This window comes from Janthinobacterium sp., assembly GCF_009923995.1.
Lineage (GTDB): Bacteria > Pseudomonadota > Gammaproteobacteria > Burkholderiales > Burkholderiaceae_D > Janthinobacterium.
In genome coordinates this window covers 1-13,281 of the sequence record NZ_RFSK01000051.1, presented here as the reverse complement: position 1 = coordinate 13,281, position 13,281 = coordinate 1, and the positions used below count along the sequence as shown (strand labels likewise).

At 62.9% G+C, this 13,281-nt stretch carries 13 protein-coding genes; 5 read left to right on the top strand and 8 right to left on the bottom strand.

Going from position 1 to position 13,281, the window contains the following annotated elements; translation table 11 throughout:
• Positions 1-324: 324 nt before the first annotated feature.
• The 3 genes from EBS11_RS21375 to EBS11_RS21365 all read right to left on the bottom strand — a co-directional run bounded on the left by EBS11_RS21375 (position 325) and on the right by EBS11_RS21365 (position 3,235).
• Positions 325-864: a hypothetical protein gene (locus EBS11_RS21375; protein WP_290606180.1), complete on the bottom strand. Its 540-nt coding sequence runs from the start codon at positions 862-864 to the stop codon at positions 325-327.
• A gap of 90 nt (positions 865-954) precedes the next feature.
• The gene (locus EBS11_RS21370) at positions 955-2,535 is read right to left on the bottom strand and encodes a methyl-accepting chemotaxis protein (RefSeq protein ID WP_290606175.1); all 1,581 of its coding nucleotides are present in this window, start codon (positions 2,533-2,535) and stop codon (positions 955-957) included.
• Between the two features lie 250 nt (positions 2,536-2,785).
• Positions 2,786-3,235, bottom strand: a complete 450-nt coding sequence (locus EBS11_RS21365; protein WP_290606171.1) for a hotdog fold thioesterase — start codon at positions 3,233-3,235, stop codon at positions 2,786-2,788.
• A gap of 133 nt (positions 3,236-3,368) precedes the next feature.
• Here EBS11_RS21365 and lpxO point away from each other — a divergent pair, with 133 nt between their 5' ends.
• From lpxO to fdx, 5 genes are all read left to right on the top strand, one after another.
• Entirely contained in the window at positions 3,369-4,268 is a 900-nt protein-coding gene (gene lpxO, locus EBS11_RS21360; RefSeq protein WP_290606169.1) for a lipid A hydroxylase LpxO, read from the top strand.
• A gap of 133 nt (positions 4,269-4,401) precedes the next feature.
• Positions 4,402-4,857 carry a MarR family winged helix-turn-helix transcriptional regulator gene (locus EBS11_RS21355; RefSeq protein ID WP_290606167.1) on the top strand — a complete coding sequence of 152 codons (456 nt, stop codon included), beginning with the start codon at positions 4,402-4,404 and terminating at the stop codon, positions 4,855-4,857.
• A gap of 271 nt (positions 4,858-5,128) precedes the next feature.
• The gene (locus EBS11_RS21350) at positions 5,129-7,450 is read left to right on the top strand and encodes a glucose/quinate/shikimate family membrane-bound PQQ-dependent dehydrogenase (protein WP_290606224.1); all 2,322 of its coding nucleotides are present in this window, start codon (positions 5,129-5,131) and stop codon (positions 7,448-7,450) included.
• 139 nt (positions 7,451-7,589) lie between these two features.
• Positions 7,590-7,979 carry a DUF6331 family protein gene (locus tag EBS11_RS21345; protein WP_290606165.1) on the top strand — a complete coding sequence of 130 codons (390 nt, stop codon included), beginning with the start codon at positions 7,590-7,592 and terminating at the stop codon, positions 7,977-7,979.
• Positions 7,980-8,058: 79 nt separating this feature from the next.
• Positions 8,059-8,397, top strand: coding sequence for an ISC system 2Fe-2S type ferredoxin (fdx, locus tag EBS11_RS21340; protein ID WP_290606163.1), 339 nt, complete (start codon positions 8,059-8,061; stop codon positions 8,395-8,397).
• 424 nt (positions 8,398-8,821) lie between these two features.
• Here the strand turns inward: fdx and EBS11_RS21335 are convergent, their stop codons facing one another.
• The 5 genes from EBS11_RS21335 to EBS11_RS21315 form a co-directional block, all read right to left on the bottom strand.
• Entirely contained in the window at positions 8,822-9,790 is a 969-nt protein-coding gene (locus tag EBS11_RS21335) for a hypothetical protein (RefSeq protein WP_290606161.1), read from the bottom strand.
• A gap of 672 nt (positions 9,791-10,462) precedes the next feature.
• Positions 10,463-11,032, bottom strand: a complete 570-nt coding sequence (locus EBS11_RS21330) for a DUF1439 domain-containing protein (protein ID WP_290606156.1) — start codon at positions 11,030-11,032, stop codon at positions 10,463-10,465.
• 212 nt (positions 11,033-11,244) lie between these two features.
• The gene (locus EBS11_RS21325) at positions 11,245-12,174 is read right to left on the bottom strand and encodes a hypothetical protein (RefSeq protein WP_290606155.1); all 930 of its coding nucleotides are present in this window, start codon (positions 12,172-12,174) and stop codon (positions 11,245-11,247) included.
• 39 nt (positions 12,175-12,213) lie between these two features.
• A complete protein-coding gene (locus EBS11_RS21320; protein WP_290606153.1) occupies positions 12,214-12,657 on the bottom strand; it encodes a hemerythrin domain-containing protein in 444 nt (147 codons plus the stop codon).
• Between the two features lie 116 nt (positions 12,658-12,773).
• Positions 12,774-13,281: helix-turn-helix domain-containing protein (locus EBS11_RS21315; RefSeq protein WP_290606151.1), on the bottom strand; the 508-nt coding region annotated here is incomplete at its 5' end.

Sequence of the window (13,281 nt, the reverse complement as noted above, 5' to 3'; positions counted from 1 at the left end):
ATGGAATATGCCGGCGCAGGCCGGCATGCCAGGCAAAAGCCCCTGCAGCATGAGCGGGCACCGCGGCGTGCACCGTCAAGGCTCAGGCACTTTCGGCGCATGGACGAAGCGGGTTGATCCGCCGCGTCCGATGCGCCTGATACTGACGTTCAAGGAAGGGAAACACTGTTATTTGTCATGCAAATGTCATGAAGGACGCGCCTGAGCGCCCAGGCGGCATGGCCGCGCATCAAACGAACAAGGCGGGAATGGGCAGTGCGCTGGCGGGGCGCTGGCGCGACTGCTACTGTCTTGATTGAGAACGGGGACGAGAAGCCGACCGGCTCAGGCGTCGAAGCCGTAGAACACGGCCACGAGGATGGCGATGTTGTTGCAGGCGCGGGAAAACGCCGTCGTCGTGTAGGCGGCGGCCACGCCCGGTCCCCGGCAGCGCAGGTAGACTAGGCTGAACATGGCGCCGGAACCCAGCGCGACGATGGCATGCAGCAAGCCGCCGCTGATGTAATGCACGATGCCCCACAGGACGGCGCCGACAAAGATGCTCAGGCGGCGGCCCGCGCCCAGGCGCTTGAGGATTTCCAGCGGCAGCAGCTGGCCGAGGAAGGTTTCCAGGATGGGAGAATAGATGACCACCCAGAAGACCAGCATGGGCAGCGACACTTCGCGCTTGAATTTGGCCAGGCCCGTATGCGCGCCCCAGTATTCGGGCGGCAGCAGCCATTTGGTGAGGTACAGGATGATAAAGCACAGCAGACAGGTCAGCAGTCCCCAGCCCAGGCCGGCCAGGGCTTGCTGCAGCACGGGCGGCGCCGGCTTGTCGGCATCGTCCGGGCTGGACATATCGTGGCTGCTGCGCACTTGCATGGAAAGTCCTGGCGGTGGTCCAGCTTTCATTGTAGCGCGTAAAAGCACACCCGGCACGCGGCGTGTCGCGTGCCCCGTGCCTGCCCCGCGTCAGGCCGCCAGGCGCAGGGGGCCGCTGGCCGGCCTGGCCAGCTTGAAGATGCCCACTTCCTGCTCCAGCTGCGCCGCCTGCTGCTGCAGCTCGTGCGCGGCGGCCGCCGCCTGTTCCACCAGGGCCGCGTTCTGCTGGGTCACCCGGTCCATGTCGACGATGGCGCGGTTGACCTGCTCGATGCCGGCGCCCTGCTCCTGCGTGGCATGGCTGATCTCGGCCATGATGCCCGTCACGCGGCCGATGCCGGCCACCACGTCGTGCATGGTGGCGCCCGCCTGCTCGACGAGCACGGTGCCCGTGCCCACCTTGCTGACGGAATCGTCGATCAGCGCCTTGATTTCACGGGCGGCGGCGCTGGAGCGCTGCGCCAGGCTGCGCACTTCCGTGGCCACGACGGCGAAGCCGCGTCCCTGCTCGCCCGCGCGCGCCGCTTCCACGGCCGCGTTCAGGGCCAGGATATTCGTCTGGAAGGCGATGCTGTCGATCACGCCGATGATGTCGACGATCTTGTTCGAGGAGGCATTGATCAGGCCCATGGTATGCACCACTTCGGCCACGGCCTTGCCGCCCTGCTCCGACACGTGCGACGCCTCGCGCGCCAGGCGGTTGGCCTGCTGCGCGTTGTCCGCATTCTGGCGCACGGCGGAAATCAGTTCTTCCATCGACGAGGCCACCTCTTCCAGCGAACCGGCCTGCTGCTCCGTGCGCTGCGACAGGTCGCGGTTGCCCGAGGCGATTTCCGTGGACGCCGTGGCGATGCTTTCCGTACCGTGGCGCACCTTGCCGACGATGGCGGCCAGGTTGTCGCGCATGGTCTTGATGGCAAACAATAAACTGCTGTCGTCGCCGTCGCGCGTGTGCACGTCGATGGCCAGTTCGCCCTGCGCGATGCGGCCCGCGATGGCGGCCGCGTACGCCGGTTCGCCGCCCAGCTGGCGCAGCAGGCCCCGCGTGATGAAGGTGGCGACGAAGATGCACACCAGTATGCTCAGCGCGGCCAGCACGCCGATCCATCGCAGCGACTGGGCGTGGATGGCGCGCGCATCCGCACTCGCCTGTTCCGACTCCCGCTGCACGGATTTGAGCACGGCATCGATATCGGCGACGATCTGCCGCCGCAGGGGGCTGCACTCGTCGACGAGGAAGGTGCCGTACTGCTCCATCTGTCCCGCCGCGCGGAACTGGCGCGGACGCTGCAGTTCCAGCGCCATGGCCTGCAAGCCCTTGCTGACCTTGTCGAACATGGCATCGCCGGCGAACCTGGGCGCCAGGCGGGCCAGCGCGTCCAGGTACAGCGCCTTCTGGCTGTCGAGGATATCCAGCTCCTTCGCGGCGGCGGCCTGGTCATGGAAGATGTAGGCGTTGCGCGCCGCCAGGCCCGTCTGGTCCAGCGCTTCGCGCGCCACGTACAGCGGTTCGAGTTTTTCCAGCTGGACTTTTTCCTGCGCCTCCATGGCGCCGGCGATGGCGCCCATGCGCAGCAGCGCAAAGGCGGCCAGCACCAGCATCAGGAGGACCAGCGCGGCAAAGCCTGCGCTCAGGCGTGCGCCTATCGTCAGGCGATTGAATGACTTCATTGTTGTTATTGCCCTGTGTAAAGTTGATTGTTTGCCGGTCCAGCGGGACCGGCGGTCTGCTCGCCGTCGTCTTGCCAGTCCTGCATGGCGCAGGCCGGGCATCTAACTGGCGTTTTTTGGGCAGTCAGCTTCTATTTCGGGGCAATGTGGACGCGCGCGGAAGTTCCGCGCGGCTCATGAGCACACTGAATTATAAGCGAACAGCGTTCTGGATGATTCCACGCGTTCACTTCGGATGCCTTGACCCAAGTCAAGAAGTACCATCGCCGCCTGCGCCGGGCGCATCGATGACGGCCATGGTGATGCGCGAAATGCAGCACAGCCTGCCCTGCTCGTCGACGATGCGGATTTCCCATACCTGGCTGGTGCGGCCACGGTGGATGGGCGTGGCGCGGCCCGTGACGTGGCCGCCGCGCACGCCGCGCACGTGGTTGGCATTGATTTCCTGGCCCACGCTCACCTGCCGGCGGCTGTCGAGGCAGGCATTCGCCGCCATGCTGCCCAGGGTCTCGGCCAGCAGCACGGAGGCGCCCCCATGCAGCAGCTTGAACGGCTGCATGGTGCGGTGGTCGACGGGCATGCTTGCCTCGATCCAGTCCGGCCCGAAGGCCGTGAAGGCGATGCCCAGGTGGCGCATGGCCGTGCCTTCGCTGGCGGCGTTGAGCGTGGCCAGGTCGAGCGGTGCGTGCCAGATTTCCATACTTATCCCTCGTCAGTGGTGAAAGTGAGGTATTGTAGCCCTGCGCGCCGCTTCATGATTCCTTCACCCAGGTGCAGGAGGCCATGTCATTAACTGGTTATAATTGCCGCATTCTTTACAATCGGGGTTAGGTATGAAGTGGGCCTTGCTGGGCATTTTTGTGTTTTCCGTCTTACATATTCATTTTCGGGGCAAGGTGCGCCTGCCGTTCCGCCGCCAGATCTTCGATCACTCCTCGTTCATGTCGCCGCTGAACCTGTTCATGCACACCTTTTCCAAGGTGCCGGCCACGCCATATCTGTCCGTCGAGCAATTCCCGGAACTGGCGCCGCTGCAGCAGAACTGGCAGGTCATCCGCGATGAAGCGCTGCGCATGCAGGAAATGAAAAAGATCAAGGCGGCCGAGAAGAACAATGACGTGGGCTTCAATTCCTTCTTCAAGTATGGCTGGAAGCGTTTCTACCTGAAATGGTATGACGCGAATCACCCGTCGGCGCAGCAGATGTGCCCGCAGACCTATGCCCTGCTGCAATCGATTCCCTCGATCAAGGCGGCCATGTTCGCGGAACTGCCGCAAGGCGGCAAGCTCAACCCGCACCGCGACCCGTTCGCCGGTTCCCTGCGCTACCACCTGGGCTTGCAGACGCCGAACGACGACCGCTGCTTCATCGACGTCGATGGCGAACGCCACAGCTGGCGCGACGGCCAGGCCGTGATGTTCGACGAAACGTATATCCACTGGGCCCGCAACGACGCCGACAGCGACCGCATCATCCTGTTCTGCGACATCGAGCGCCCCATGCGCTACCGCTGGGCGCAGGCCCTGAACCGCTGGCTGGGCCGCACCCTGATGACGGCCGCCGCCTCGCCCAACGAACTGGGCGACCAGGTGGGCGGCGTGAGCAAGCTGTTCCAGATTTCCTGGACCATGGGCCAGTACCGCCGCCGCTTCAAGGCGTGGAACAAGACGGCTTACCAGGTCACGCGCGTGGCGCTGGTGGTGGGCATCATCGCCTTGATCTATTTCATTTAGTGCCAGCTTCCGGCATGAAAAAACCGCCTGCGGGCGGTTTTTTTGCGTTTACGGGCCGGATGAAAAATACATAGCCTGCTATACATGATCAAATTATGATAGCATGCTATATTGTTTTCGCCGAAAGCTTCCCATGATCGACTTCCAGAAAGCGCAGTCCGCCGGCCACATGACCAGCCGGGCGGCACGCCTCTTTGCCAGGGTCATCGAGCGCAAGCTCAAGCCCGTCGGCATGGCGCCCGGCCAGTTGCCCGTGTTCTACGAACTGGCCAACGGCGCGCTGCTGACGCAGAAAGCATTGACAGCCGCCGCTGCCGTCGAGCAGCCGACCATGGCGGCCACCCTGGCCCGCATGGAACGTGACGGCCTGGTCAGCCGCCAGGCGGACCCCGGCGATGGGCGCAGCAGCCTGTTCGGCCTTACCCCGGCCGCCCTGCAGCAATCGTCCCTGATCAAGGAGGCCATTCATGCCAGCAACCGCGCCGCCCTCGCCGGTTTCAGCGCCGAGGAAGAACGCGCCTTGCTGTCCATGCTCAGCCGCATCATCGCCAATCTCGACAGCAAGAGCGCCACGCCCGGTTCGGGCTGACGGACGGGCCGGCGTGCGCCGGGGCCGGTCCGATTGCGCTAGATTGTGTCCAGCCGACATGGCCATGCCGCCCGCCGCACCCGGCCTGCTCCGGCCGCGCCACGCCCGGCGCGGCTGGCGACTCTTGCTGAGTTAGCACCATGGCCAGCACCAGCGGGCAGCACCTGGCCGCCCGCTCAACAACACAAAAGGAATCATCGTGAACCCCAACAGTTCATCCCCACCTGCAGCCGCCGCGTCGCCGCTGCGCTACCTGCCGGCCCTGCTGCTCATGGCATCCGGCTTCTTCCTCGCCATCGGCGGCGCCTGCCTCGCTTACCTGGGCGGCAGCTGGTTTTACTTGCCGATGGGCATAGCCACCCTGGCATCGGGCGTGCTCGTCTGGCGCAGCAAGCCGGCCGGCGCCCTGCTGTTCGGCGCCGCCTTCATCGTCGCCCTGATCTGGGCACCCATCGACGCGGGCTGGAACTTCTGGCCCCTCGTGTCGCGCCTGTTCGTCTTCGGCGTACTGGCCCTGCTGGTGGCGCTCGCCTATCCTGGCATGCGCCGCGCCGCCGGCTTGCCTGCTGGCAAGGGTGCGCACGCGCTGGCGGGCCTGATCGCCGTCTGCCTGGCCGTCACGGGCGTCAATTTCTTCCTGCCCAAGTCCGTCATCGAGGCGGACGTGGTGGCGGGCGTGACGCCCGTCGCGCCCGGCAAGGAACAGAAAAACTGGCTGCACTGGGGCAATACCACCGCCGGCAACCGCTTCGCCGCCCTGGACCAGATCAACAAGGGCAACGTCGGCCAGCTGACCCTGGCCTGGACGGCGCACACGGGCGACGTGCCGCAAAGCAATGGCTCCGGCGCGGAAGACCAGAACACCCCGCTGCAGGTGGGCGACACCCTGTACGTCTGCACGGCCTACGGCAAGGTGCTGGCCCTGGACGCGGACACGGGCGCCGAGCGGTGGAAGTACGACCCGCAAGGTTCCGCGCCGAACTGGCAGCGCTGCCGCGGCCTGGGCTACCATGAAGCGCCCGCCGCGCAATCGCTGCCCGCCACGGCGTCCGCCGGCGCCGCGCCGGCCGCCTGCCGCAAGCGCATCTTCCTGCCCACCATCGATGCGCGCCTGATCGCGCTCGACGCGGCCACGGGCCAGCCGTGCGCCGATTTCGGCGACCGCGGCATCGTCGACCTGAAGGTGGGCATGGGCGAAGTCAAGCCCGGCTACTACCAGCAAACGTCGACGCCGCTGATCGCGGGCGACCTGGTCGTCGTCGGCGGCCGCGTGGCCGACAATTTCTCCACGGGCGAGCCGCCCGGCGTCGTGCGCGCGTACGACGTGCGCACGGGCGAACTGGCCTGGGCCTGGGACCCGGGCAATCCGGCCATCACGAAACTGCCGCCGCCGGGCGAAACCTACACGCGCGGCACGCCGAACGTGTGGTCGGCCATGTCGTATGACGCCCAGCTGGAAACCATCTACCTGCCGACCGGCAATGCGACGCCCGACTTCTTCGGCGGCACGCGCACGGCGCTCGACGACAAGTACAGCTCGTCCATCGTCGCCGTCAACGCGAAAACGGGCCAGGTGCGCTGGACCTTCCAGACCACCCACCACGACCTGTGGGACTTCGACCTGCCGGCCCAGCCGCTGCTGTACGATATTCCTGACGGCAAGGGCGGCACCCTGCCCGCGCTGGCGCAGGTGACGAAACAGGGCGAGATCTTCCTCATCAACCGGGTCACGGGCCAGCCCATCGCCCCCGTGGAAGAGCGTCCCGTGCCGCAAGGCAACGTGCCCGGCGAGCGCTATTCGCCCACGCAGCCGTTTTCCGTCGGCATGCCGTCGATCGGCAATGCCACCCTGCACGAGTCCGACATGTGGGGCGGCACGGTCTTTGACCAGCTGCTGTGCCGCATCGAATTCAAGGGCATGCGCCACGAAGGCGTGTACACGCCGCCGGGCCTGGACCGTTCGCTGCAATTCCCCGGCTCGCTGGGCGGCATGAACTGGGGCAGCGTCTCCGTCGACCCGACCACCAATTACATGTTCGTCAACGACATGCGCCTGGGCCTGGCCAACTACATGATTCCCCGCGCCGCCATTCCGAAAGGCGCCAGCGGCATCGAGATGGGCGTCGTGCCGCAGGAAGGCACGCCATTTGGCGCCATGCGCGAACGTTTCCTCTCGAAAGCGGGCATTCCTTGCCAGAAACCACCCTTCGGCACCATGTCGGCCATCGACCTGAAAACCCGCAAGCTCGTCTGGCAAGTGCCCGTCGGCACGGTGCAGGACACGGGGCCGATGGGCATCCGCATGAAAATGCCGATCCCGATCGGCATGCCGACCCTGGGCGCGTCGATGTCGACGCAATCGGGCCTGCTGTTCTTTGCCGGCACGCAGGATTTCTACCTGCGCGCCTTCGACAGCGCCACCGGCAAGGAAATCTGGAAGCAGCGCCTGCCCGTGGGCAGCCAGTCCGGCCCCATGACCTATGTATCGCCGAAGACGGGCAAGCAGTACATCGTCGTCAGCGCCGGCGGCGCGCGCCAGTCGCCGGACCGCGGCGACTACGTGCTCGCTTACGCCTTGCCTGACAAGAAATAGGCGGCAGCCGCAGCGCCCGTAAAAAAACCGCCTCCGGGCGGTTTTTTCATGCCCCGCCACATTGTGTGCCGGGCGCCGCCCCGCTTGCGGTACGATGGCGCCTGTGCCGGACAGGCACTGCACTTGCGGATAAGGACACATGACGGAACGCGACCACAAATACGATATCCGGATAGGCGAGGATGCCTGGATCGAAAACATCGACATCGCCGGGCGCTATGCGCAAGCCGTCGACATCGACGCCCACATGGCCGGCCTGTGGCCCCTGCTGGAGCGCCTGGAAACCGAGTGCGTGGCCGACTGCTGCGGCTTCGACGCCTACGATTTCACGCGCGAAGGCATCGCCGCGGCCCTGCCGGGGCTGGAGCCGGCGCAGCTGCATGCGGCGTATGCGGCCGCCACGCGCGCCCTGGCGGCGCTGCCGGGCGACGTGATCCTGAGCAGCAGGATGAACAACCTGGCGCACAAGCGCATGCTGCTGCGCCTGCTCGAACACATCGATAGCTGCATTCCCCCTGCCGGCGCGTGAAACACGGCCGGCGCCAGCCGGAGCTTGACCTTGTCCCCACGGGAAGGTCCAAGGTGATGCTCTTCAAGGAGAGGATCACATGCCCACCATCACCGTACTGCCCCACCCCGACCTGGCGCCCGACGGCGCCGTATTCGACGCGCCCGAGGCCACCAGCCTGTGCGACGCATTGCTGCAGCATCAGATTGAAATGGAACACGCCTGCGGCCAGGTGGGCGCCTGCTCCACCTGCCACGTGATCGTGGTGCAGGGTTTCGGCTCGCTCAGCGGCCTGGGCGATTATGAGGAAGACATGCTCGACCAGGCCTGGGGCTTGCAGCCCCGGTCACGCCTGGCGTGCCAGGCGCGCCTGAGTACGCAGGACGTGACGCTGGAACTGCCCAGGTACACCTTGAATCATGCCAGGGAGAAGAATTAAAAATTCCGATCGCTACGCTGATTCAGCCACGTCCATGCGCCAAATGGTCTACCAGCGCGCAAAACAATGAGATTTGACACGACGTTTCGCGCCTTTGCAGTGAAGAATGCGTACGCAATTTCGCAGCATTGAAACATTTGCCGGCCGACGTCAGGCTGGCAAACGCTTCAACGGGCCTGTCAGCGAAATTATCGGCCTGTCCCGACCCTGTTCTGCAGCAGAATTCGAATTAGTACCGCGCCAGCGCCTTGCCCCGTATTGGCACTCAAAAAACGGCAGGAAAGAAGTCGGAGGTGAGTCGTGCTACAAGCAAGCGTCCCCTCCCCCCGGAGCGTGATCAGCGCCTGCCCACGTCACTGCATTATTTCTTTCTTACTGCCGCAATGGTCGTCTTTTTGAAAAAATAAAATCACTTGAATAATATTTATTCCGAGACGATCGTATTGGCCATGAATGACAACAAACCAGCCGATTTAGGATAATTATTGCGATTAAGCGTAACCGCAACATCAAATCTCCAGTTCATAATATAAATCACTGGCGAATTCTTATGGATATTAATAAAATCCCAATATAATTGAATCTGATCATGCAATTGTTGATCTGTCATTCCATACGGAGTAGATGGTGGCACCAATACCCATTTTTGACCACTGATATTACCTATCGGAGCGACGCGGTTATACGATGCCCACATATCCGCCACAGACCAGTTATAATTATCGATACCTACCCAATCAGGGCTGCTCTTGTCAGTCGCAGGACAGGCTGAAATCGGCGCACCGTTTTGAATTTCTTTTATATAAGCAACCTCCTTTGATTGCCCATAAGACAATACAGTATAAATCGGTATGCTAAGCCCGTACGCCTTCATTGCTTGTCGAAGCGTACATACATAACTTGCGTATTGGTACTGCACATAAGTTTGGCTCGATTGCAATGCAGGATTTCCAAATGGCTCATCAATAAAATATATTGCCGAAGGCAAATTTGATGAAGTGCCTATATTGAATGCGATGCTCCAGATATTGGACCATGACCCCATCGACTGACATTGAATACTATTAACTGCACCAGGACAGATATCAAGTACGGGAGACTCGCCAGGCACACCTGATCCAGCACTGATAGAAACGGCACATTTACCGCCTGAACATGCGGAGGAATTGAGATTCTTCACCGTATGTACCACATTCAAGTTTGTAGTACTGAATCCAGTGGTGGAAATGATATTTAAGGCATCCACCGCGCTATAAGATGGCTGATCATTCTGATAGAAATCCAGCCAATCATAGCCATAATATTTTATATTCAAGTTCGGCCCACCTGCAAATGCAGTGCCACACAAAAAAGGCAGAGATGCCGATAACGCAACAACCCACTTCAATCTCATTTTCACTCCCTTGCTGATTTATCATATCAAACAAAATATTTTTCGATGAAAAGCAGAAGCGATAAATATCAATTTAATAAAACCGCAATCCATCAGTATTTATCAATACAATATCATCAATAGCCTGCTGACCGATTATTTTTTTGCACAGCATTGCACACCGGGTGATGCATCAGCGCAGCAAACAACAATAGTCGTAGCCAGTTTGACGCGATGTAAGGCACCAGTTTACAGGCAGCATGGCCTGCGCGATCTCGTGACTTAAAGCATATGGCTGCAAGCATCAGGTTGAGCAGGTGAAACGCTAACAGCTGTGTCGTGTTTACGGTCATGCTGCCATATCGGTTTCTACGAGTTTCGAACAGGAGCCTATCTTGGATACCATCACGCTGTCGAAACTAGGCCTGGCATCTTGAACAAGTCCGTCGCGAAATTCGTCCCCTGCTGTTACGCCGTATCCACCAGCGAGCCGGGCGTTGCAGGGGCATCGCTGGCGGCATGCTTGAAATAATTGTAGTCGAGTTGAATCCTGTCTTTCTGATTTCATCATCTCGGAAGATATCGGCGCGGACGCTCCGTGCGGCTAGCTGGCCGACATGCTCCATGAACAGACGACGCCGTGCAACAGCAAGACCAGGCTGGTCGCTGCGCCCGCACCCTGACTGGCGCAGCCTATTTCACCGGCTCGAACGTCACCGTCAAGCCGCTGCCCGTGGTGCGGATCTGCGTCGGCACGAATTGCACGCCCGCGTAGCGCAGTTCTTCCGGCTTGAAGGTGTAGATGGGTGTTTCATGCATGAGCTGGTCGGCCACGAGGCTGGCCACCTTGGCGAACTGGCGCTGCTGCGACTCATCCATGCCGTCGATGCTGACCTTGTCCACGCTCGCTTCGCTCAGGTAGACGGCGTTGCGCTGGGGATCGAGCACGAGGCGGCCGGACATGGCCAGGTTGCCGCGCCAGTTCTGGCGGATGAAGGGCGGTGCGACGCTGGCATCGATGCTGAGGGCGACGCGCTCGCGTTCGGGCTGCAGCGACAGTTGCGGATGCGTCAGCTTGACGTCCAGCACGGACAGCACGCGCTTGTCGATGGGAAAGCGGCGCTCCAGGCCTTGCTGCATCTTGGCGAGCGACACGTTCACGTCGCGCGGGCCGATCAGGGTGGAGCACGAAGCCAGCACGGCGCAGGCAGCGGCGGCGATGACAGTGCTTTTCAGCAAGGGGCGGATGGCGGTCAAGTTCATGGCGGGATTCAGAGAAAAGATGCGCTATCTTACACATGCGCCCGCTTACACACAAAAAAACCGGCCCCGCCTTGCAGCGGACGCCGGTTTTTTTTTACGCTTGCCCGCTTAACGCACGAACAGGGCGATCAGGATCACGATGGGCAACGGGATGCCCAGCAGCAGCAAGAGGATGGAACGCATGGCAGACTCCTTGAATGATGGGGGGATGATTAAATGGTGACGTGGCGCAGCACGCGCTCATGGTCGCGCTGGCGGCCGCCAAACGTTGCCGCCAGGCTGGCCACGAAGGCGCCCAGCAGCAGGGCCACGAACATCCACAGGGCCGTATGGGCGCCCGCCTTGCGCGCCGTTTCAGCAGCTTGCTGGGCGGCAGCCTTGGCATCGGCGGCGGCCTTGGCGGCGCGGCCATACACGGCGTCGACGCGCGCTTCCGCTTCCGCCTGGGTCAGGCCCGTGCGCTTGGCCACGAGCTGGCCCAGGTAGGCGCGGTCATCGGCGCTCAGGCTGCCGGTGGACAGGCCCGTGGCAAAGATCTTGCCGATCTCGACGCGCTGGTCGGCGACCGTCACGCCGGAGTCCGTGACGGCTGGCGTGCCGGCAGCGGCAGGCGCCGGGGCGGCGCGCAGCAGCATGTCGGAGAAATAGTCGAGCGGATTGGCACTGCTGCCCTCGCCCGCCTTGGCGCCGGCCGCACCGGCACCGGCCGCCGCCACCGGGCTGACCGCCGCCGCCACGCCGCTGCCCGCATCGATGGCGCCGCTCAGCACGGCGCGCGTGCCGCCCGCCAGCAGGGCCACGGTGACCAGGGTCGCGACGGCCCAGGCCAGCAAACCGTGCGCCGTATCGCGGAAATGCACTTCATCCGTATGGATGGCGCTCCATTTCACGCGCAGGCGGCCCGCCATGTAGCCGCCGATGCCGGACGCGGCCAGCTGCATGAAGGCCAGCCAGGCGATGGTGGACACGCCGATGGCCGTCGCGTTGAACGACCATGGCGACACGGACGACAGGCCCAGGCCCACGCCGAGGATCAGCAGGATGAAGGACAGGGCGGCCGCCGCGGCGGCGCCCGCCAGCACGGCGCCCCAGGAAACGCCCGGATTGTTCAGGTCCGAAACGGACAATTGTGTAGCTTGCATGGAATACTCCCTTGGTTGGTAATTGGTTTTATGCAGTGCTCAGGCAGGTGCGCCCATCAGCTGCTCCTTGCGCGCCGCCATCTCCTGGCCCAGCGCGTCGAGGTCGACGGCCGTGTGGCGCACCTTGGGAAACATATCGTTTTCCTCTTCCTTGACGTGGTGCTCGATCTGCTCGGACAGCACCTTGACCTTGGCGTCATACAGGTCGTCGGCCGGGTCCATCGCTGCGATCTGGGCGATGAGTTCCTTGGCGCTGGCGTGCTCGACGACGGCTTCGTCCATCAGGTCGCCATCGTGGATGGGACGGCGCACGGCCGGATAGAAGATTTCTTCCTCCAGCTGCGTGTGCACGGTGAGTTCCTGGCAGATCTGGTCGGCCAGCTTTTTCTTGGTCGCAAAGGAGCGGTCGCTCAAGCCTTCGTACTGGGCAAACAGGGCCTTGACGGCCTTGTGGTCCTTCATCAATAAACTGATCGCATTCATGGCGCCTCCTCGGTGTGGATGAGGCTAGGATGCGCCGCGGCGGCGCCAGCGTATGTGCGCCGCCATACACAATCTTGATATTTAATCCATATCAATGCGCGCCGTCCCCCGCGCGCCTACTTGATGCCGTGATGGCCCATCAGGTCGTACAGGGTGGGCCGGCTCACGCCCAGCAGTTCGGCGGCCCTGGCGATATTGCCGTCGGCCCGCGCCAGGGCGCGCACCATGACCTTGTATTCGGCCGCGTCGCGCGCCTGGCGCAGGTTCAGCGGTTCATCCGCGGGCACCGCCTGGGCGCTGGCGGGCAAGCCCAGGTCGTCGGCCGCGATCTGCGGGCCGTCGCACATGATGACGGCCCGCTTGATGCAGTTTTCCACCTCGCGCACATTGCCGGGCCAGCCGTACGCCTCGATCAGCTGCAGCGCGCCGGCGCTGAAATGCAGGGCGCCCCGTCCTTCGCTGGCGCAGAACTTGTTCTTGAAATGCTGGGCCAGCAGGGCGGCGTCGCCGGCCCGCTCGCGCAGCGGCGGGATGCGCAGGACGATTTCGCTGAGGCGGTAGAACAGGTCTTCGCGGAAACGCCCCTGTTCCGCCAGCAGCTTCAGGTCCTGGTGCGTGGCGCAG

Bases quoted from the DNA above. Each gene is read 5' to 3' on its own strand.
- EBS11_RS21330 (WP_290606156.1), bottom strand. From the start codon at position 11,032: ATGAACTTGACCGCCATCCGCCCCTTGCTGAAAAGCACTGTCATCGCC.
- EBS11_RS21335 (WP_290606161.1), bottom strand. From the start codon at position 9,790: ATGAGATTGAAGTGGGTTGTTGCGTTATCGGCATCTCTGCCTTTTTTG.
- EBS11_RS21325 (WP_290606155.1), bottom strand. From the start codon at position 12,174: ATGCAAGCTACACAATTGTCCGTTTCGGACCTGAACAATCCGGGCGTT.
- fdx (WP_290606163.1), top strand. From the start codon at position 8,059: ATGCCCACCATCACCGTACTGCCCCACCCCGACCTGGCGCCCGACGGC.
- EBS11_RS21375 (WP_290606180.1), bottom strand. From the start codon at position 864: ATGCAAGTGCGCAGCAGCCACGATATGTCCAGCCCGGACGATGCCGAC.
- EBS11_RS21320 (WP_290606153.1), bottom strand. From the start codon at position 12,657: ATGAATGCGATCAGTTTATTGATGAAGGACCACAAGGCCGTCAAGGCC.
- EBS11_RS21350 (WP_290606224.1), top strand. From the start codon at position 5,129: ATGGCATCCGGCTTCTTCCTCGCCATCGGCGGCGCCTGCCTCGCTTAC.
- EBS11_RS21370 (WP_290606175.1), bottom strand. From the start codon at position 2,535: ATGAAGTCATTCAATCGCCTGACGATAGGCGCACGCCTGAGCGCAGGC.
- EBS11_RS21345 (WP_290606165.1), top strand. From the start codon at position 7,590: ATGACGGAACGCGACCACAAATACGATATCCGGATAGGCGAGGATGCC.
- lpxO (WP_290606169.1), top strand. From the start codon at position 3,369: ATGAAGTGGGCCTTGCTGGGCATTTTTGTGTTTTCCGTCTTACATATT.
- EBS11_RS21355 (WP_290606167.1), top strand. From the start codon at position 4,402: ATGATCGACTTCCAGAAAGCGCAGTCCGCCGGCCACATGACCAGCCGG.
- EBS11_RS21365 (WP_290606171.1), bottom strand. From the start codon at position 3,235: ATGGAAATCTGGCACGCACCGCTCGACCTGGCCACGCTCAACGCCGCC.